Consider the following 19090-nt stretch of genomic DNA (forward strand, 5'->3'; position numbering starts at 1 on the left):
AATTTGAGTACGAGGGCGTTATCGACATAAGCTTCGCGTACGCGCGGATGCTTCGTGCCGCAACTTGATCTCGCAATTCCTCCTAACGCCCGTTGAATTCCTTACATGTCTGAAAATCGCCTGAAATACGAGACGAGCCCCTATCTGCTGCAGCACCAGGACAATCCGGTGCACTGGTGGGCGTGGGGGCCGGAGGCTTTGGCCGGGGCCAAGCGAACCGGAAAGCCGATCCTGCTCTCGGTCGGGTACGCGGCGTGCCATTGGTGCCATGTGATGGCGCACGAGAGTTTCGAAGACCCCGAGACGGCGCGGGTAATGAACGATCTCTTCGTCAATATCAAAGTCGATCGCGAGGAGCGGCCGGACATCGACGCGATCTACATGGGCGCGCTGCACCGGCTCGGCGAACAAGGCGGCTGGCCGCTGACGATGTTCCTCGACAGCGAGGCGAAACCGTTCTGGGGCGGCACCTACTTTCCACGTGAATCACGCTACGGCCGGCCATCGTTCGTGACGGTACTTCTGCGCATCGCCGAGGCCTATCAGAGCCAGCCGGAGAATGTCGCCAAGAACACCGAAGCGCTCGTTGCGGCGCTGAAAGAAGAAGCGTCCACCAAGGACCGCGTCGATGCCGGTCCCGACGTACGTGATCTCGTGGCGCGGATTGCGCGTGCCGTCGACCGCGAGCATGGCGGCCTCAATGGCGCGCCGAAATTTCCGCAATGGAACATCTTCTGGCTGCTCTGGCGCGGCGCGATGCGTTTTGGCGACGAGGATGCAAAGCAGGCCGTCATCACGACGCTGCGGAACATCTGCCAGGGCGGCATCTACGATCATCTCGGGGGCGGCTTCGCACGCTATTCGGTCGATCCGTTCTGGCTCGTGCCGCACTTCGAAAAGATGCTCTACGACAACGCGCTGTTGATCGACCTGATGACGGAGGTCTGGCGCGAGACGCAAGACCCGCTGTTCAAGATCCGCATTGCCGAGACGGTCGCCTGGCTGAAGCGCGAAATGATCGGCGAAGCGGGTGGTTTTGCGGCGTCTCTCGATGCCGACAGCGAGGGAGAGGAGGGCAAATTCTACGTCTGGCACGAGAAGGAGATCGTTGACGTGCTCGGGCCGGAGGACGCTGCGATCTTCGGCAAGGTCTATGGTGTCACGCGGGATGGAAACTTCAGCGATCATGCTGCGGTTACAGCGTCGGGCCGCATCGAAGGCCCCACCATCCTCAATCGGCTCGAATCGCAAAGCTTCTCTTCCGACGAAGCAGAGGCACGTCTTAGCGAAATGCGCGCGAAGCTTCTGACCCGCCGGGCCGGGCGTGTGCGTCCGGGCTGGGACGACAAGATCCTCGCGGATTGGAACGGGTTGATGATCGCGGCGATGTCGCGCGCCGCTATTGTTTTCGATCAGCCGGAATGGCTCGGAATGGCGGAAGCGGCTTTCACGTGTGTCGCGACGAAGCTTTCAGCCGGCGGCGACCGTCTCTATCACTCCTATCGCGGTGGTCTCGCGAAGGCTCCGGCGACAGCGTCTGACTACGCCAACATGATCTGGGCGGCGCTGCGCCTTTACGAGGCGACGTTATCGGACCGCTATCTCAGCCAGGCCCAGCGCTGGGCCGCAGTGCTCGATACGCATTATTGGGATGGCGATAGCGGCGGCTACTTCACGGCGGCCGACGATACCAGCGATGTCGTCGTGCGGCTGAAGTCGGCATCCGACGATGCGACACCCAGCGCGAATGCAATTCAGCTTTCGAACCTTATCGGGCTCGCCGCCGTGACGGGCGACCTCACATACGACGACAAGGCGGCGGAACTCGCGCGGGTGTTTTCGGGCGCCGTCGCCCGGGCGCCCACAGGTCACTGCGGTCTGATCGCCGCCGGGTTTGACCTCGGCCGCCTCGTTCAAGTTGCCGTGATCGGAGAAGGCAGGTCTGATCTGCAAAAGGCGCTCACGAACATTTCAGTGCCCGGCGCGGTGAGCTTCATTTCGGAGACCGGCTCTTTCACGGAAGGATCGGCGCTGGCGGGTAAGGCAAGCATTGGCGGAAAATCAACGGCTTACGTTTGCGTCGGGCCCGTGTGCGGAATGCCGGTTCAGGATGCTCAAGAATTACGTAAAGAACTTCTGATCGCACGCAGCTAAACTATTGATCGCTGTCAATTTTTACCGCGTTGAAAGGTCTCACAGAGCAAACGCTTGGCTGGAGTATCTTCCCAGCGATATACACAGGGTGTCGAGAAAGGCAGCCCAATGAAAATTCTCAGAACGGCCGTACGTTACGGCTATATCCCCTTCATGATGCTTGGCCTGACCGGCGCCGCCTATTGGGTGGTGAGCCAGTTGGTCATCGCGGAAGGGAAAACATGGGCGTATGCGTTGATTTTCCCGCTACTTATCGTAGCTTATGCAACTTCTTTGCTCGCCGAGCGGATTGCGCCGTTCTTCCCGGAGTGGAACGATAACGAATCCCACGGCGACATGCTGACCAACACTGGCCATATCGCTCTCTATGAGCTGGGAGCGATCAACGGCGTTCTGCTGATCCCGGTGATCTGCTGGCTGTTCCCGTTCCAGGGCCTTTGGCCGACACAGTGGCCGATGTGGGGTCAGGTCTTGATCGCATTCGTCGTCGCCGACTTCTCGTTCATGTTCATGCACTACCTCAGCCATCGCCTGCCGCTGCTGTGGCGGCTGCATGCCGTGCATCACGGCGTCGGGCGGCTCTATGGCTACAACGGCGTTATTCGCCATCCACTGCATCAGGCGATCGACATGATCGTCGGCAACATGCCGCTCGTCATCATCGGTATGCCGGCGTCCGTCGCGGTCGTGCTCGGGTTCTTGATTTCGGTGACGCTGATCGTTCAGCACTCAAACGTCGATGCCTACCTCGGTCCGCTGGAGAAGCATCTGGCCATCGGACGCGCGCACCACATGCACCACGTCAACTGGGGCACGGAGGGCGATTGCAACTTCGGCATGCTCCTGAGCATCTGGGACCGGTTGTTCGGGACCTATGCCGAGAAGCTGTCGCGCGAAGTGACGTCGAAAGATTTGGGCGTCGACGAGCTGCCGAATTTCCCGAAAAGCCTATGGGAACAGATGATCCTGCCGTGGGTCTATATCCCGGGCAAGGGTGAGCCGGAGCGCTACAAGCGTTTGGCGGAAGAAGAAAAGGCCAGGAAGGCCAAAACCAAAACGCCGGCGCAGGAAGCGCGCGATCAGGTGCTGCACGCGGCGGAGTGAACGTTTTCGTCGTGACGGTGACAATATCGAAAAGGCCGCTCATTTTGGGCGGCTTTTTTATTTCACGTGAATCATTGTGGCGCCCGAAAAGCGGATCGCGGGCCGCCATCTTTTGGCGACAGATGTTCGTCAGTGACGGCACCGATCATTACGTTGTTCGGGGGTGTCTTGAATCGCCGCGCTTTCATTCTCGGGACGGTGGCGCTCACCGCAAGCCAGCCTGCACATGCGGAAGACAACGCGTTCGCGGGTTTGGAAAAACAGTACGGCGGCAGGCTCGGCGTGGCGGTAGTCGATACCGGATCGGGCGAGCGCATGGCCTATCGTGCCGACGAGCGCTTTCCGATGTGCAGCACATTCAAACTTCTGATCGTCGGCGCCGTTCTGCACAACGTCGACAAAGGTTCTGAGCGGCTGGACCGATGGATTCCCTTTCAGGCCAGCGATCTTCTCGATTATGCGCCGGTGACGAAGACAGCCGTCGGGAATGGCGGCATGACGATGAGCGATCTCTGCGCGGCCGCGATTGAATACGGTGACAACACGGCCGCCAATCTCATTCTCAAAGCGGTCGGCGGGCCAGACGGCGCGACACGCTACGTTCGTTCTCTGGGCGATGAGGTGACACGGATCGATCGGTTCGAGCCCGACGCCAACACCTGCATTCCCGGCGATCCGCGTGACACCACAACGCCAGCTGCGATGCTCGCTGATCTCAAGGCGCTGGTGCTAGGTGATGCGCTGTCGGCAAACGCACGGACGCAACTTCTAGGCTGGCTGAACGGCTGCAAGACAGCAGCGCGGCGGATTCCAGCGGATCTGCCAGCGGGGTGGATCAGCGGTGATAAAACGGGAAGCGGCGCGAACGGAACGGCCAATGACGTCGCCATCATTCAGCGGCCAAATAAAAAGCCGTTGCTGGTCGCAGCCTATTCGACCGGTGTCGCGGCGAAGCCTGCGGACCGGGATCCGATGCTGGCGGATGTGGGCCGGATCGTCGCCCGCCACTTCGGGCAGGCTTGAAGGGAACTGCAAGCGCAACGAAAAAAGGCCGCTTGGATGCAGCGGCCGAATCGTTGTATCTGCTTATGTATTCATCGACTGGAAGAACTCGCCATTGGTCTTGGTCGAGCGCAGCTTGTCGATGAGGAACTCGATGCCGTCCATGGTGCCCATCGGGTTGAGGATGCGGCGGAGCACATAGACCTTCTTGAGCTGATCCTTCGGAATGAGCAGGTCTTCCTTGCGGGTGCCCGAGCGGGCCACATCGATCGCCGGGAAGACGCGCTTGTCGGAGACCTTGCGGTCCAGAATGATTTCCGAGTTGCCGGTACCTTTAAACTCTTCGAAGATGACTTCATCCATACGCGAACCCGTATCGACGAGCGCCGTCGCGATGATTGTCAGCGAGCCGCCTTCTTCGATGTTGCGAGCCGCACCGAAGAAGCGCTTCGGCCGCTGCAACGCATTCGAGTCGACACCGCCGGTGAGCACCTTGCCGGATGACGGCACCACGGTGTTGTAGGCGCGACCCAAGCGCGTGATCGAATCCAGAAGAATGATGACGTCCCGCTTATGCTCAACGAGACGTTTAGCCTTCTCGATGACCATCTCCGAAACCTGGACATGGCGTGAGGGCGGCTCGTCGAATGTGGACGAGATCACCTCGCCCTTCACCGAGCGCTGCATGTCGGTGACTTCTTCCGGCCGTTCATCGATCAGAAGAACGATCAGGTAGCACTCCGGATGATTGACCGAGATCGAGTGCGCGATGTTCTGAAGAAGAACTGTCTTGCCGGTTCGCGGCGGCGCCACGATCAGTCCGCGCTGGCCTTTGCCGATCGGCGAAACAATGTCGATGACACGCGGGGACAGATCCTTGATTGTCGGGTCTTCGATTTCGAGCTTCAGCCACTTTGTCGGATAGAGCGGCGTCAGGTTGTCGAAGTGGCTCTTATGCTTCGCCTTCTCGGGGTCTTCGAAATTGATGTTCGAAACCTTGAGAAGGGCGAAGTAGCGCTCACCTTCTTTGGGAGAGCGGATCTGGCCTTCGACGGTGTCGCCGGTGCGGAGGGCAAAGCGGCGGATCTGCGAGGGCGAGACATAGATGTCGTCGGGGCCAGGAAGATAGTTTGCTTCCGGCGAGCGCAGGAAGCCGAAGCCGTCCTGCAGAACTTCGACGACGCCCGTCGCGGTAATTTCAGTCTCCTGCGTCGCGAGCTGCTTCAGCGTCGCGAACATCAATTCCTGCTTGCGCAGGGTCGAGGCATTCTCGACACCAGCCTCTTCGGCGAAGGTGACGAGCTCAGCGGGAGACTTCCGCTTCAAATCCTCGAGCTTCATTTGCTTCATTGAAAAAGAACTCCACGGAGTGCCGCATGTCAGCGGAATCGGGTGGTGAGGTGGGGTGAATGAGCCTGGCACAACGGCGACGAGGCGGGCGCCCCGTCATAACCCAGCGAGCGTTGACGCATTAAAACGTCGAAACGTGCCGTCTGCCAAAATCCAATGAGGACACGGCTTGTATAGCAGATCGGCACCGATCTGGAAAGTGTCAAAACGGCTTTACAATCACAAGGATGACGATCCCGATCATCAGTACGGTCGGGATCTCGTTGACGATTCGCCAGTGGCGCGCTGGTTTCGTGTTCCGGTCTTCGCGGAAGGCGCGGGTGGCAGCAGAGAGGTAGCCATGCAACCCGGAAAGCGCAAGGACAAGCGCCAATTTTGCATGCAACCAAGGCGCCGACCAGAAAGCACCCTGCCAGGCCAGCCATAGACCCAGGACCCAGGCCACCACCATCGCAGGCGTCGTGATGATATTGAGGAGGCGCGCCTCCATGACCTTGAAAGTCTCAGACTGAGGCGAACCGACCGGCGTATCGGCATGATAGACAAAGAGGCGCGGCAAATAGAGCATGCCCGCCATCCAGGCGATGATCGCGATGACGTGGAGAGCCTTGATCCAGAGGTACGCGGCGTCGCCGAAAATCAGCATCATCGCGGCGGCTGCAATCGCTGTGATGGCAAGGGCGACGCCGGCGCGGATGGCTACAGTTCGTCCGCTGGTTGTCTCTGCCATGACCTGCCTCACGACGCTTTGCGCACACGCGCGACGAGCTGCGCAACATTGTCCGGCGGTGTCTCCGGAACGATGCCGTGTCCGAGATTGAAGACGAACGGCAGCCCAGCCATCGTTCTGCAAATCGTATCGACACGCTGGTCGAGGGCATCGCCACCCGCCACGAGCAGCAGCGGATCAAGATTGCCTTGCACGGCTTTGCCTGTTTTTGCGATCGTCTGCATCACGCTCAGCGGGCAGGAGGTGTCGCAGCTGACGCCGTCGACGTTCGTGCCGTCGATGTAGGTTTGCAGCGAAGCCGCGGCGCCGCGCGGAAAGCCGATGACCGGAACAGCGGGGAAGCGTTCTCGAATTGCGCTGACGATACGGGCGGTCGGCGCGATGACCCAGCGCGCAAATTCGTTTTCGGCAAGGCTTCCAGCCCAACTGTCGAAAATTTGGATTGCATTGGCGCCGGCTTCAATTTGCCTCGTGAGATAAACGATCGATGTTTCCGTCAGGATGTCGATGAGTTGCTGAAAGCCTGCCGGATCGCGATAGGCCCAGCCTCGTGCCGCTGCCTGGTCCGACGAACCTTTGCCTTCGGCCATGTATGTCGCGACGGTCCACGGTGCCCCACAAAATCCGATCAAAGCTGTTTCGCGCGGCAGTGCTTCGCTGAGCCGCTGGACCGTTTCGCAAACGAGCGCGAACTTGTCGTTGGTGTTCGATAGGGCGAGTCGGGCGAGACCAGCAACGGATTTGATCGGATCAAGGCGCGGACCTTCGCCTTCGGCGAAGCGAACGCTCTGGCCCAGCGCATCGGGCACGACGAGAATATCGGAAAACAGGATCGCGGCGTCGAAGCCGAAACGACGGATCGGCTGCAACGTCACTTCGGCGGCAAGCTTTGGCGTGTAGCAGAGATCGAGGAAGCTGCCGGCTTCGGTGCGGACCTGGCGGTATTCCGGCAGGTAGCGGCCGGCTTGCCGCATCAGCCAGACCGGAGGCGGTAACACGGCCTTGCTCGCAAACGGTTGCAGGAAGCGCTTCTCGAGCAGTTCGGATTTCAGGTCGCGCACCTTCGTTCTTCCCTTCACTTCAGATCAGATAAATTTTCTTGAAGCTTATTTTTTTGACTCTTAGGCCGGGGAGGATCGGGGATCGGTTAGCGATCCACGCGTCATCCACAAGGTATCCCATTGCCGGATCGTGTAGCACGAGGCGTAGCGCTTGTGGGACGGCTGGCGCAATAGGGCCTTAAGACCCCCATTAATCAAGGCCTTGCAGGTAATGTGTGCCACCAACCCGAAGGGACATCCTGTTAATAACGGGCAGACGAGGCCAGGAGAGCATGGTTGTTCCTTTGGACGGCCATTCGCTGAACAACATCTTTCCCTTTTGCCAGGATGTGGGTATCGCCGTGGGCGAGGGGACAGTTGTTCTCTCAACCGATGGGCCGTCCACGGGGGCAGGGGATAACATGCGAGTTTTGAACATGCCGCCGGGCGTCGTTTTCGAGAGATCATCGCCATGACGCTGCCGAGCCTTTTTCACATGCATCTCGTCTCGGATTCGACCGGTGAAACACTGGTGGCGATCGCAAAAGCGGCGACGGTGCAGTATCAAAACATTCGCGCCATCGAGCATGTGCATCCGCTGGTGCGAACGCAGCGGCAATTGAAACGCGTGCTGGCCGATATCGAGGAGGAGCCCGGCATCGTTCTCTATACCATCGTCAATACGACGCTGGTGGCCGAGCTTGAAGCGCATTGTCAGCGACTCAAGATTCCGTGCCTCGCCGTTTTGCAACCGATCATGAAAGTTTTCGAAAGCTATCTTGGCGCACCGCAGACGCCGACAGTCGCAGGCCAGCACGTGCTCGATGCCGACTACTTCCGCCGCATCGACGCGATGAATTTCACCATGGCGCATGACGATGGCCGGCTGCCCGACAACCTCGATGACGCCGATATCGTGCTGCTCGGTATTTCGCGCACATCAAAGACGCCGACGTCGCTCTATCTTGCCCAGCGCGGTTACAAGACCACGAACTTGCCGCTGGTGCCGCAAGTGCCGTTGCCGGAACAATTGTTGCAGCCGCATACGGCGTTCATCGTCTGTCTGATCGCGAACGTCGATCGCATTGCCGACGTGCGCCGCAATCGCGCAATTCTGATGGCCGACCGCGATCTCGAAACCTATGTCGATCGCGATACGATCTCAGCGGAGATTGCGTATACGCGAAAACTTGCGGCACAACACGGCTGGCCGATCATTGACGTGACGCGTCGTTCGATCGAGGAATCAGCCACGATGATCCTGAAACTTTTGCAAGACCGGAAATCCGGTACGCGACCGGAGGTAGAACCGTCCAATGCCTGAATCAACGCGCCTCGTGCTCGCGTCTGGAAGCGCGGCGCGCAAAGCATTGCTCGAAGCCGCTGGCCTGACGTTCGATGTCGTTCCAGCGCAAATCGACGAAGCCGCCATTCGCACAGCTATTCTCGAAGAAACGATGGGGGCCGAAGCGAGCGATATCGCGAGCGTGCTGGCAGCCGAGAAAGCCCGCGCCGTGTCGGAACTGCACCGGGAAGCATTGGTGATCGGCGCCGATCAGGTTCTGGTGCTTGGCGGCAAGATTTTTTCCAAGGCCGAGACGATGCCGGAAGCGCGCGAGCATTTGACGATGCTGCGCGGACGCACGCACGATCTCGTTTCTGCTGTGGCGCTTGCACGCAACGGCGTCGTGCACTGGCAGACGCTGGCGGTCGCCGGAATGACGGTGCGCGATTTCTCCGACGAGTTTCTAGGGGCCTATCTCGAACGCATGGGGGATCGGGCGTTGGCGAGCGTCGGATGCTATGAGCTCGAAGGCACCGGCGTGCAGCTTTTCGAGCGGATCGAGGGCGATTATTTCACGATCCTCGGTATTCCGCTGTTGCCGCTGCTGCAGCGTCTGCGTGATGAAGAGATGATCACGGCATGAAGAAAGCATGTGTCATCGGCTGGCCGATTGCGCAGTCGCGATCGCCGCTCATTCACGGCTATTGGCTACGCAAGTATGGGATCGAAGGTTTCTATACGAAGGAGCCTGTCGAGCCGAAAGATCTCGTGACGTTTCTTGCCACGATGAAAGAGCGCGGTTTCCTCGGCTGCAACGTCACCGTTCCGCATAAGGAGCGCGCGTTCGGATCGGCAGACATCAAGGATGCGTCCGCGGTGGCGATCGGCGCCGCGAACACGCTTTGGTTCGAGGGCGATGCGCTCGCTTGCACGAACACCGATACCTACGGGTTCATGGCCAATCTTGATTGGCGTGCGCCGGGTTGGTGCGCGGTCGATGGGCCGGTTCTGGTGCTTGGTGCGGGCGGCTCGGCGCGGGCGGTCGTCTACGGCCTTTTAGACAGCGGGCGGAGCGATATTCGCGTCTTCAACCGGACCCTCGATCGGGCGGAAGACATTGCGCGGCACTTCGGCGCAGGGGTGTCGGCGTGGGCGTGGGATGTCCGGAATAATCACGTCGGGGAAGCATCTCTTATCGTTAATACGACAACTCTCGGTATGAACGGCGTTGGTGACCCCGAGATCGACTTCCGCTCTGCGAAAAAGGACGCTGTTGTCGCCGATCTTGTTTACGTCCCGTTGGAAACTCAGCTCTTAAAGTCCGCGCGCACGCATGGATTGGTGGGGGTCGACGGTCTCGGCATGCTGCTCCATCAGGCTGTTCCCGGATTTGAAAAATGGTTCGGGGTCCGGCCTGAGGTTTCCTCCGAGCTTTATGCCCTCGTTGCTGACCATATTCGCGAGGGATGAATGCGCGTCGTGGGACTGACCGGGTCGATCGGTATGGGCAAATCGACAGCCGCAGCGCGGTTTCGCGCGCGGGGGATCGCCGTGTTCGATGCCGACGCGGAGGTGCATCGGCTTTATGCCGGGCCGCTGGCTGAGGAAATCGAAAAGGCGTTTCCGGGATCGCTGACGAACGGCGCCGTCGATCGCGCCAAACTCACCGAACATCTCATCGCTGCACCACATCGATTCAAAGAGCTTGAGGCCATCGTGCATCCGCGCGTGCATGAGGCTGAGCGCAAATTCCTGCAAGCCGAATACAACCATGGTTCGGAGCTTGCCGTTCTCGAAGTGCCGCTGTTTCTCGAAGCCGGGCGCGATGAGCATGTCGATGCGATCATCGTCGTTACCGCTTCGCGTGAGGTTCAGCGCGCGCGGGTGCTTGCACGTGCGGGAATGACGGACGAAAAATTCGAAACCGTGGTGGCACGACAGCTTTCGGAAGCCGAAAAGCAGATCCGCGCCGATTTCGTTGTGGACACCAGCGGATCGGTCGAAAACTGCAACAGCCAAATCGACGTCGTCATCACTAAACTACCGGCCTTGAGCGCCACGGCCTACGAGCAGTTCTGGCGCGATTGACGCCAGGCTTGAAGGACCAGAATGCGCGAAATCGTTCTCGACACGGAAACAACGGGCCTCGATCCGAAAAAGGGTCATCGCCTGATTGAAGTCGGCGGTATCGAGATGATCAACCGCATTCCGACGGGACGCGAGTTTCATCGTTTCATCAATCCGCAGCGCGACGTGCCGAGGGAAGCACAAGAGATCCACGGGATCGCGACGGAGTTCCTGTTCGACAAGCCGCTGTTCAAGGACGTGGCGCGCGATCTGCTAGCGTTTCTGGCGGATGACGTTCTCGTCATTCACAACGCGCAATTCGACATCATGTTTCTCAATTACGAGCTGGGGCTCGTCGGTGAGAAGCCGATCAGCTTCGATCGCGTGGTCGATACGCTCGCGATCGCACGGCGTCGCCATCCGGCGGGCCCGAATACGCTCGACGGATTGTGCAAACGATATTCCATCGACAATTCCGTGCGCACGAAGCATGGCGCGCTTGTCGACAGTTTGCTGCTGGCGGAAGTTTACGTCGAGCTGCTCGGCGAACGTCAGGCGGCGCTCGGATTGCAGACCGTCGGCGCGAAAGCAAACGGCATGCGGCCCGGCGCAGGGCGCACTCTCGCGGCGGTTCGGCCGGAGCCGCTACCGCCGCGCATTGGCGAGGCCGACATCGCCGCGCACCAGTCGTTTATCGAGAAAATGAAGACGCCGGCGCTTTGGCTCAACTTTTGGAATAAAACGTCGGCGTGACGTCGATCAGGCGTCCGCGCGGCCGGTCGATTGAGCGCGCTGACGTTGGCGCTGAACGTAAAGGCCGCCGAAGTCGATCGGATCGAGAAGCAGTGGCGGGAAACCGCCTTCGCGGGTGATGTCGGCGACGAGACGGCGCAGGAACGGGAAGATCATCGCCGGGCCGGAAATCAGAAGGAACGGCTCAAGCGCACCATCGGGAATGCTGTCGATTTTCAGCAGTCCAGCGTAGACCGTTTCGAGCACGTAGATAGTGCCGAGGTTGTTCGTTGCGGTCGCCTTGAACTCGATTGCGGTCTCGTAGAGATCGCCGTTGATGCGCTGGGCGGCGACGTTGACCTCGACCTGAAGGTTCGGCTGATCGCCGGCGCCGGCAATCAGCTTATGAACGTTCGGATTCTCAAACGAGAGATCCTTGATGTACTGGTTGACGATCTTGGCTTGGATCGGAACCTGCCCGTCGTTCGCTGCGCCGTTTCCATTGTTTTCGTTGTCGGCCATGGCTCCCCTCCCGCGGCGTCGCGATGCTTAAATTTTGATGCGGGGTCGCTAGCACGTCGATCTGGGTGACGCAATCAAATGCGCTTGCAAGGCTTTCCCGAAACGCGTGTCGCTACGAGCGGGACCGGCGCGGCTGGACGGATCTGCCCGGGCGCATAGGCCGCTCGCTGACGCGTTCATATTCGCCTTCGATCACGATGCCGTCGGCATCGGCGGGCGGAACATCGTCTCTGGCGCGAAACGTCTCGCGGCTGACCTCAGCCTGATAGTGGAACAGCGTGACGAGCTTCAGCAGGCCGGTTTGGATGACGATGCGGCGGATCGGCGGCACGAGCAGGATCAAGCCGCAGAAATCGGCAATGAGACCGGGAAAGATCAGAAGCAGCCCGGCGAGAACCTGTAGAAAGCCATCGAAGAGGGGCGAGAAACCTTCCCGCTCGGATCCCAAGCGCGACAGGGCACGTTCGAAAACAGAAAGACCGACGCGGCGGATGACATACGTGCCGAGAATGCCGGTGCCGATAATGATCGCCGCGAGCCACCAGATGCCGATGAGCTGGCCAACACGGATCAGCAGCCCGATTTCCAGCAACGGAAGGGCTGCGAACGCGAGGACCAGGGCGATTTTCAAGGGTTGAGACATATGCTCTTACCTAACGAACGCGACACCTTAGCGCGGTTGCATGTCAGCGGCCACACACCTTCCCGACACGGGGGTGGACGTTTCAACACTATTTGCGTTGCTCTTGGCGCTTACCATGAGGCAACGTCACATTCGCAGGCCGAAAGATGGACGGCAGACGCGGCAACCTTAAGGTGCTATAGCTGCCATCTTCAAAACGTCCGTCCGCAGCCTTAGATAGGTGATAGGGTTGCGGCAATCCGGGTGCCCGTCGGCATCTCTGTCCTTGTCCCCCACCGGAGCGCTGACCTTTAGAATGTACGGCCAATTTGATCTCATAACGCTGATTGCTCTTGTCGTCGCGGTTGCTGCGATCATCAAGCTCAGGAGCGTGCTTGGCCATCGCACCGATGAGGACGAGCAGCGCGTCGAGCGGCTGAAAACGCGTGAGCGCGAAGCTGCGCAGCGTCCGGCGACCGAAACGGCGTCGGCCGACGTCATCGCGATGCCGCGCCGCGACCGGGAACCCATGCCGCCTGTTCCGGCGCCGGAAATGTCCGGTCCGAGCGTCGAAGCAAAAATTCGCGCCTATCCGGTACAGGATCCGGCCGTCACGGCTGGCTTGCTCGATATTGCGAAGCTCGACCCCTCGCTCGATCCCGAGTCGTTCGTGGCGGGCGCCGGACGGGCTTACGAGATGATCGTGTCGGCGTTCGCCGAGGGCAATCGCCGGGCCTTGAAAGACCTTCTGAGCAAGGAAGTTTATGACGGATTTACCACCGCGATCGCCGACCGCGAAGCGCGTGGGGAGACGATCGAGCAGCAGTTTGTCGGCATCAAAAAGGCCGAGATCGTCGAAGCCGAAGTCAAAAACGGCGTCGCGTCTGTGACGGTGCGCTTCATGAGCGAACTGATCTCGGCAACGCGTGACAAGGCCGGTCAGGTCATCGCGGGCGATGCGCAGAAGATCAAAGACGTGACGGATATCTGGACGTTCAGCCGTGATGTGTCGACGGCGAAGGCGCGGAGCAACCCGAATTGGCGGCTCGTCGCGACGCAGGCGCCAAATTAAGTCACGATTAAGCGGTACGTGCTTTTCTGAGGGGCGGTGTATACCGCGCACGGAGTAAGAGGTCGTTGAGGACTGCGTGGGTCGGGCACCGGGGGGCGCCTTGTGACCAAGTGTGCGTATCACCCGAGATTTTTACTGGTCAGCCGTCTTGCGATGGCGACCGTGCTGGTGTTTCTGTCCCATAATCTTATCCTTGATGGTCAGACAGCGCTGGCCGACCCTTCGTCTCCGCCACCTCAAACCCAAGCTTCGCCCGCGATGCCGCCGAGTGCTGTTACGTTCGAGCCTATGGCGTTCAGTGAGCTTCCCGGCTGGGCGGTGGACGACCATCTGGCGGCGTGGAAGGCTTTTTTAGCTTCGTGCAAGCCGGTCCTGCGCGCGGGTGCCCGTCCTGCTAAATCAGGGAGCGCCGGAGAACCGCAGGCCCTTCTCGACATTTGCTCGACTGCGCTCGAACTGTCGAAAACGAAATCCATCCGTACGCGCAGCGAAGCGCGGCAGTTCTTCGAAGCGAACTTCCGGCCGCATCGTATTAGCGGTGGTGACAGCGAAGGTCTGCTGACAGGCTATTATGAGCCGGTCATCAAAGGATCGCGGACACCGACGGCGATCTATAAGATTCCGATCTACAAGCGTCCGCCCGATCTCGTGAACGTGGTGGCGGAAAGCGAGCGCGGGGCGAAGTCGGGGTCTTTCACGCATCAGCGGAAGACTGCGAAGGGCCTTGAGCCGCATCTGACGCGCTCCGAGATCGAGGAGGGCGGTCTCGCAGGGCATGGGCTTGAACTCATGTATCTCAAGGATCAGGTCGACGTCTTTTTCATGCAGGTGCAGGGGTCGGGGCGCATCCAACTGCCGAACGGCGAAAAAGTGCGCGTGACCTACGACGGCAAAAACGGCTATCCCTACACATCCATCGGAAAAGCGCTAATCGCCGACGGTCAAATGACGGCCGAGGAGATGTCGCTTAAATCGCTGAAGAGCTATCTTCGAGCAGACAAAGATCGCGCTAAACCCGTGATGTGGAAGAACAAGTCCTACGTCTTCTTCAAGGAGCTTTTAGGCAATGAGGCGAAGGCGCCGATGGGTGTCATGAGCATTCCGCTGCAGACCGGACGGAGCCTCGCCGTCGATACAACGTACTACGCGATTGGAACGCCGATCTATGTCGATGCGCCGCGGATCACGCACGCCACGACGTCGAAGGTTTTTCGCCGCTTGATGGTTGCGCACGATGTCGGCTCGGCGATCAAGGGCACTGAGCGCGGGGACATCTATTTCGGTTCGGGTGCCGAGGCCGGGCGGCGGGCCGGCGTCACGAAGCAACCCGGTCATCTCTATGCATTGCTGCCGAATGAAACCAGCACTGACTATGGCATCCCGGCGGTTCCAGACCCGAAGACTGCGAGCATGGAGCCGTGAAGAAGCGGCAAGGGCCCGGCGCCAAAAAAGGCGGATCGACCGGCGATGACGATCATGAGGTTTGGCACTACGCGGCGGCAACGATCGAGCCGCTGAAGCGTGCCAAAGGCCGTTTTCATCCCGCCAGCGAGGCCGTCAAACTCGGGCACGTCAAGCCGAAAGCCCCAGCGCGCGTCGAGCGCGTCACGGGCAAGCATCGCGCGGATGCGGCGCCGGTTGAAGCGCCCGCCGTCAAGCCGTCGCGCACGACAGCACCAGAGCTGGCACTTTTCGATCGCAACAGCGTACGGAAAATTCGCGGCGGCCGTCTCGATATCGAAGCGCGGGTCGATCTGCACGGCATGCGCCAGCACGAGGCGCATGCGGCTTTACGGCGATTTCTGCTGAGCTGTCAGGCGCGGGGCCTGCGCTACGTTCTGATCATCACCGGCAAGGGCAAGGCGCTGGGTTCGCAGGCGTCACACATCGGTGAAGCAGATCGCGAGCGCGGCGTGTTGAAACGCAATGTGCCGCGTTGGTTGGAAGAACCGGATTTGCGCGCGATTGTCGTCAGCTTTACGACGGCTGCTATTCAGCACGGCGGCGAGGGCGCCATCTACGTGCATTTGCGTGCGCGCCATCGCGTGTAAGTTCAGAAACAGGTTTGCTGGAGTTTCTGCAGGGCCTGTCCGATGCCGCTCAAAGAATAGGTATCTGTAACCGTCGCGCCGCTCGCGGGCGTCGCCGCGACGGTCATAGTGCTGCCTTTGCGCATGGCTTCGACGAGCTTCAGCTCGCGGGTCGAATCGGAGACGTAAACGCGGTCGCCGGAACCGAAGAGCCGAAAACCTGCGGGGCTTACGGTCGCCATGCCCGGTGTGTTTTTCTTTATGCGGAAGCCCATACGGAAGCTGACTTCGGCGCGAATGCCGTCTTTCGGCCAAGCGGAAATGTAGGCCCGAGGCGACTGGCGATTGACGCTCCCCGATTGGCTTGCTGTCGGCTCGCTGGTGATAAAACAGAAAAGATGCGGATCGGCGGTGTCGGTCATCAACGACCAGGCACCATAGGTGTTGACGCGCGTCATCTGTTGCTCGGCGCCGAATGCTCCTCCGCCGGGTACTGCGGCAACCAACAAGAGAATAGCTAAGGTCTTCCCGACATTCGGCATTCAAGGTCCCCCCTCGCCGATCGGCCGATCGGCAAACCGAGCCAGCGATTTAATGCGGTCATACATCACGATAGCGCCGGCCATCGCAACATTGACGCAAAAGGCTGTCGGGATCTTGACGACATAGTCGCAGCGTTCGATCAGCGGTTCGGACAGCGAGCCGAGCTCAGGTCCCAGCACATAAGCCGCGCGCAGCGGATGGCGGAAGCTCGGCAGATCTATCGCATCGTCGAGCAGCTCGATGCCGACCAGCTTGCAGCCGCCGGGCAGAGCCATCTCGTCGAGCGAGGACCAATTGTAATGCGGCAAATGCAACTGACTTTTGGACGTGTCGGCGTAGGCCTCAGCGGCTTTGTAGGTGGCGCCAACGGTAAAGGTAAAGCTTGCCCCGAAAGCATGGGCCGAGCGCATCAGGTTGCCGAGGTTGAGCGACTTCGACATGCGTTCGGCGCCGATGGCGAAATAGCCTTTCGGATGCGGCGGCCATGTGGTCGCTTTTCTTGACATTGGGTTCTGCTCGTGTGTGTCAGAGAGAGATGCAGCGCGAGGGACGTCACATATGAAGGCAGCTCTTTGCAAGAGCCTTGATGGGCCGAACGGCCTCGTTATCGAGACGCTGGCGGAGCCGGTGCCGCGCGACGGCCAGGCGATTGTCCGGGTTGCGGCAGTCGGTCTCAATTTCGCCGATACGTTGATTACGCGCGGCAAATATCAATTCAAGCCAGATCTGCCGTTCTCGCCGGGGGCCGAGATTGCGGGCGTGGTCGAGAGCGTGGGGCCGAACGATCTCGGGATTCACGTGGAACAGCCGGTGATGGCCTACGTCAATTGGGGCGGGGCGGCGGAAAACATCGCGGTTGATGTCGGTAAGCTGGTGCCCATTCCCGATGGGGTGCCGATGGCGGTCGCGGCCGGGCTTTCGGTGACCTACGGCACGGCGATTCATGGGCTCGCGGATCGCGGTCAGCTCAAGGCTGGAGAAACGGTCGTCGTGACCGGCGCGGCAGGTGGCGCTGGGCAGGCGGCCGTCGAGATCGCAAAGCTGATGGGCGCGCGCGTCATCGCGGTCGTGTCATCGGATGAAAAAGCGAAAATCGCCAAGGCTGCCGGGGCCGACGAGGTGATCTTGTTTCCCGGAGCGGATCTCAAAACGGAAGTTCGAAACCTCACCGGCGGTCGCGGCGCGGACATTGTCTACGATTGCATCGGCGGAGAGGCATCCGAACCGCTCGTGCGAGCTTTGGCGTGGGGAGGGCGCTTTCTGGTCGTCGGGTTTGCGGCGGGTGAAATTCCAAAAATTCCGCTCAACCTGCTGCTGTTGCGTGGCGCAGAAATCGCAGGCGTTTTCTGGGGCGAAGCCGTGGCGCGTAATCCGGCCGGGCATCGCGCCAATATGGTTCGCGTCTTGGACTGGGTGCGCGAGGGGCAGCTCAAGCCGCGCGTTCAGGCGACGTATTCGCTCGAAGACATCGTGTCGGCGTTGGGTGTGCTCGACCGCCGCGAGGCCACAGGCAAGATCGTGCTGACGATGAGCTGACGCGGTCGCGCGTTACCAGCTCACGTCGCCTTCGCCTTCATCTGCCAGGAAGCCCATGCCGCGCATCGGGAAGCGTTCTTCGACGCCGTACGGCCCGCCGCCGACGCTAGGGCGTGAGGACATCAGCAATGTTTGAGCAACGAAGAACGGCTCCGAGCGATAGCCGCCGTAGCGTGACAAAAAGCGGGCAATGGCATCGACGTTCGAATGCTTCAGACGGGCGAGTGTGACATGCGGTTTGAAGGCTCGCGTATCGGGAGCAAGACCGGCATTGCGTGCGGCTTTCTCGTGGGCGCGGGCGAGGTCTTCGAGTTCAGGTTTGGGTTCGACGCCCGCCCAGATCGAATGCGGATCGTCACCGCCGAAGACGCCAAGACCGGACAAGCGCAGCTCGAAACCGTCAGGTTCGATGCGGGCGAGGTTGTCGGCAAACTCGCGCGCTTGGACGTTGCCGATGTCGCCGGCGAACCGCAGCGTGATGTGGTAGCTCTCGGGTTTGATCCAGCGTGCGCCGGGAAGGGGCATACGCAACCGATGCAGCTCGTCGCAAATATCGTCAGGCAGTTCGATGGCCGTAAACAAGCGGGGCATTTCAGGATGTCCTTGCTCGTATGCGGGGCTTAAGGCGCGGCCCCTTTTGCTGTTGTCTCACTTTGCTCGATGCGCGCGATAAGCGCTTCGACGTCAGGCAGAATGCGTTTCACGATTTCCGCAACGCCTTTGGCCGTTGGATGCAGACCATCGGGCTGCGTGAATGAGGGATCCAGCGCGACGCCTTCGAGAAAAAACGGATAGAGCGGAACGTCGTATTTTTTTGCGAGATCCGGAAAGATCGCATCGAATTTTTTGGCGTAATCGTCGCCCCAATTGTTCGGCGCTTTCATGCCGGTGAGCAGAACGGGAATGCCTTTGGCTTTGAGATCAGCCAGCATCTTGTCGAGGTTTTCGCGCGGGACTTTCGGATCGATGCCGCGCAGCGCGTCGTTGGCGCCAAGCTCCATGATGACCGCGTCGGGTTTGGGATCGAGCGCCCAGTCGAGGCGTTCCAGTCCGCCCGACGTCGTATCGCCCGAAACGCCGGCATTCGTTACGGTGACCTTGTGTCCTTTGGCCTGAAGCGCCATCTGAAGCTGGGCCGGGAAGGAGTCGCTGGTTTTGACGCCGTAACCGGCCGTCAGACTGTCGCCGAAGGCGACGATCGTCAGCGGGCGCGACGACACGGCAGTTGCAGAGATTACGAGCGGAGCCATCATCCCGGCACAGATCATCACGCGAAAGGCGGCCTTCGCAATCCAGCCAGA

General features: G+C 60.2%; 21 protein-coding genes. 12 read left to right on the top strand and 9 right to left on the bottom strand.

The genetic code is table 11. The features are described 5' to 3' along the window. The first annotated feature begins 105 nt into the window (after nucleotides 1-105). The 3 genes from HYP802_RS0101055 to bla all read left to right on the top strand — a co-directional run bounded on the left by HYP802_RS0101055 (nucleotide 106) and on the right by bla (nucleotide 4281). The gene (locus HYP802_RS0101055) at nucleotides 106-2154 is read left to right on the top strand and encodes a thioredoxin domain-containing protein (protein ID WP_024274968.1); all 2049 of its coding nucleotides are present in this window, start codon (nucleotides 106-108) and stop codon (nucleotides 2152-2154) included. A gap of 108 nt (nucleotides 2155-2262) precedes the next feature. Then, nucleotides 2263-3258 carry a sterol desaturase family protein gene (locus HYP802_RS0101060; protein WP_024274969.1) on the top strand — a complete coding sequence of 332 codons (996 nt, stop codon included), beginning with the start codon at nucleotides 2263-2265 and terminating at the stop codon, nucleotides 3256-3258. Between the two features lie 132 nt (nucleotides 3259-3390). Then, nucleotides 3391-4281: a class A beta-lactamase gene (gene bla, locus HYP802_RS0101065; protein ID WP_013950153.1), complete on the top strand. Its 891-nt coding sequence runs from the start codon at nucleotides 3391-3393 to the stop codon at nucleotides 4279-4281. Between the two features lie 63 nt (nucleotides 4282-4344). Here the strand turns inward: bla and rho are convergent, their stop codons facing one another. From rho to hemE, 3 genes are all read right to left on the bottom strand, one after another. Further along, the gene (gene rho / locus HYP802_RS0101070; protein WP_013950154.1) at nucleotides 4345-5610 is read right to left on the bottom strand and encodes a transcription termination factor Rho; all 1266 of its coding nucleotides are present in this window, start codon (nucleotides 5608-5610) and stop codon (nucleotides 4345-4347) included. A gap of 202 nt (nucleotides 5611-5812) precedes the next feature. Further along, the gene (gene hemJ / locus HYP802_RS0101075) at nucleotides 5813-6340 is read right to left on the bottom strand and encodes a protoporphyrinogen oxidase HemJ (RefSeq protein WP_029670686.1); all 528 of its coding nucleotides are present in this window, start codon (nucleotides 6338-6340) and stop codon (nucleotides 5813-5815) included. Between the two features lie 8 nt (nucleotides 6341-6348). After that, entirely contained in the window at nucleotides 6349-7401 is a 1053-nt protein-coding gene (gene hemE, locus HYP802_RS0101080) for a uroporphyrinogen decarboxylase (RefSeq protein ID WP_029670687.1), read from the bottom strand. Between the two features lie 451 nt (nucleotides 7402-7852). On the opposite strand from hemE, the gene HYP802_RS0101085 reads away from it, so the two are divergent. Genes HYP802_RS0101085 through dnaQ form a run of 5 tightly spaced genes read left to right on the top strand, consistent with a single transcriptional unit; the run spans nucleotide 7853 to nucleotide 11485 of the window. After that, nucleotides 7853-8704 carry a pyruvate, water dikinase regulatory protein gene (locus HYP802_RS0101085; RefSeq protein ID WP_013950158.1) on the top strand — a complete coding sequence of 284 codons (852 nt, stop codon included), beginning with the start codon at nucleotides 7853-7855 and terminating at the stop codon, nucleotides 8702-8704. Continuing rightward, nucleotides 8697-9308 carry a Maf family nucleotide pyrophosphatase gene (locus tag HYP802_RS0101090; protein ID WP_013950159.1) on the top strand — a complete coding sequence of 204 codons (612 nt, stop codon included), beginning with the start codon at nucleotides 8697-8699 and terminating at the stop codon, nucleotides 9306-9308. Before HYP802_RS0101085 ends, HYP802_RS0101090 begins: the two co-directional genes overlap by 8 nt. After that, entirely contained in the window at nucleotides 9305-10135 is an 831-nt protein-coding gene (locus HYP802_RS0101095; protein ID WP_013950160.1) for a shikimate dehydrogenase, read from the top strand. Before HYP802_RS0101090 ends, HYP802_RS0101095 begins: the two co-directional genes overlap by 4 nt. Continuing rightward, complete coding sequence (coaE, locus tag HYP802_RS0101100) at nucleotides 10136-10753, top strand: dephospho-CoA kinase (RefSeq protein WP_013950161.1); 618 nt, start codon at nucleotides 10136-10138, stop codon at nucleotides 10751-10753. It begins immediately after the preceding gene. A 21-nt stretch (nucleotides 10754-10774) separates the two neighbouring features. Beyond that, complete coding sequence (gene dnaQ, locus HYP802_RS0101105) at nucleotides 10775-11485, top strand: DNA polymerase III subunit epsilon (protein ID WP_013950162.1); 711 nt, start codon at nucleotides 10775-10777, stop codon at nucleotides 11483-11485. A gap of 6 nt (nucleotides 11486-11491) precedes the next feature. Here dnaQ and secB read toward each other — a convergent pair whose 3' ends face one another. Then, entirely contained in the window at nucleotides 11492-11986 is a 495-nt protein-coding gene (secB, locus tag HYP802_RS0101110; protein WP_013950163.1) for a protein-export chaperone SecB, read from the bottom strand. A gap of 112 nt (nucleotides 11987-12098) precedes the next feature. Beyond that, nucleotides 12099-12629 (bottom strand): FxsA family protein, encoded by a 531-nt coding sequence (locus HYP802_RS0101115; protein ID WP_013950164.1) that lies wholly within the window; start codon nucleotides 12627-12629, stop codon nucleotides 12099-12101. A 295-nt stretch (nucleotides 12630-12924) separates the two neighbouring features. On the opposite strand from HYP802_RS0101115, the gene HYP802_RS0101120 reads away from it, so the two are divergent. From HYP802_RS0101120 to HYP802_RS23770, 3 genes are all read left to right on the top strand, one after another. Next, nucleotides 12925-13680 carry a Tim44/TimA family putative adaptor protein gene (locus tag HYP802_RS0101120; RefSeq protein ID WP_013950165.1) on the top strand — a complete coding sequence of 252 codons (756 nt, stop codon included), beginning with the start codon at nucleotides 12925-12927 and terminating at the stop codon, nucleotides 13678-13680. A 102-nt stretch (nucleotides 13681-13782) separates the two neighbouring features. Further along, nucleotides 13783-15102, top strand: coding sequence for a murein transglycosylase A (locus tag HYP802_RS0101125; RefSeq protein ID WP_013950166.1), 1320 nt, complete (start codon nucleotides 13783-13785; stop codon nucleotides 15100-15102). Further along, nucleotides 15099-15731 (top strand): Smr/MutS family protein, encoded by a 633-nt coding sequence (locus HYP802_RS23770; protein WP_013950167.1) that lies wholly within the window; start codon nucleotides 15099-15101, stop codon nucleotides 15729-15731. The genes HYP802_RS0101125 and HYP802_RS23770 overlap by 4 nt, the downstream gene beginning before the upstream one ends. 2 nt (nucleotides 15732-15733) lie before the next feature. On the opposite strand, the gene HYP802_RS0101135 is transcribed toward HYP802_RS23770, so the two are convergent. Next, nucleotides 15734-16252: an invasion associated locus B family protein gene (locus tag HYP802_RS0101135; protein ID WP_013950168.1), complete on the bottom strand. Its 519-nt coding sequence runs from the start codon at nucleotides 16250-16252 to the stop codon at nucleotides 15734-15736. Continuing rightward, nucleotides 16253-16759 (bottom strand): TrmH family RNA methyltransferase, encoded by a 507-nt coding sequence (locus HYP802_RS0101140; protein WP_013950169.1) that lies wholly within the window; start codon nucleotides 16757-16759, stop codon nucleotides 16253-16255. It lies immediately after the preceding gene. A 52-nt stretch (nucleotides 16760-16811) separates the two neighbouring features. Here HYP802_RS0101140 and HYP802_RS0101145 point away from each other — a divergent pair, with 52 nt between their 5' ends. After that, a complete protein-coding gene (locus tag HYP802_RS0101145; RefSeq protein ID WP_024274972.1) occupies nucleotides 16812-17789 on the top strand; it encodes an NADPH:quinone oxidoreductase family protein in 978 nt (325 codons plus the stop codon). 12 nt (nucleotides 17790-17801) lie between these two features. Here the strand turns inward: HYP802_RS0101145 and thpR are convergent, their stop codons facing one another. Both thpR and HYP802_RS0101155 read right to left on the bottom strand, forming a co-directional pair. Beyond that, complete coding sequence (gene thpR, locus HYP802_RS0101150) at nucleotides 17802-18380, bottom strand: RNA 2',3'-cyclic phosphodiesterase (RefSeq protein WP_024274973.1); 579 nt, start codon at nucleotides 18378-18380, stop codon at nucleotides 17802-17804. A 29-nt stretch (nucleotides 18381-18409) separates the two neighbouring features. Then, a complete protein-coding gene (locus HYP802_RS0101155) occupies nucleotides 18410-19039 on the bottom strand; it encodes an arylesterase (RefSeq protein WP_024274974.1) in 630 nt (209 codons plus the stop codon). Nucleotides 19040-19090 lie beyond the last annotated feature (51 nt).

Origin of the sequence: Hyphomicrobium sp. 802 (genome assembly GCF_000526135.1) — a bacterium.
Classification (GTDB): Bacteria; Pseudomonadota; Alphaproteobacteria; order Rhizobiales; family Hyphomicrobiaceae; genus Hyphomicrobium_B.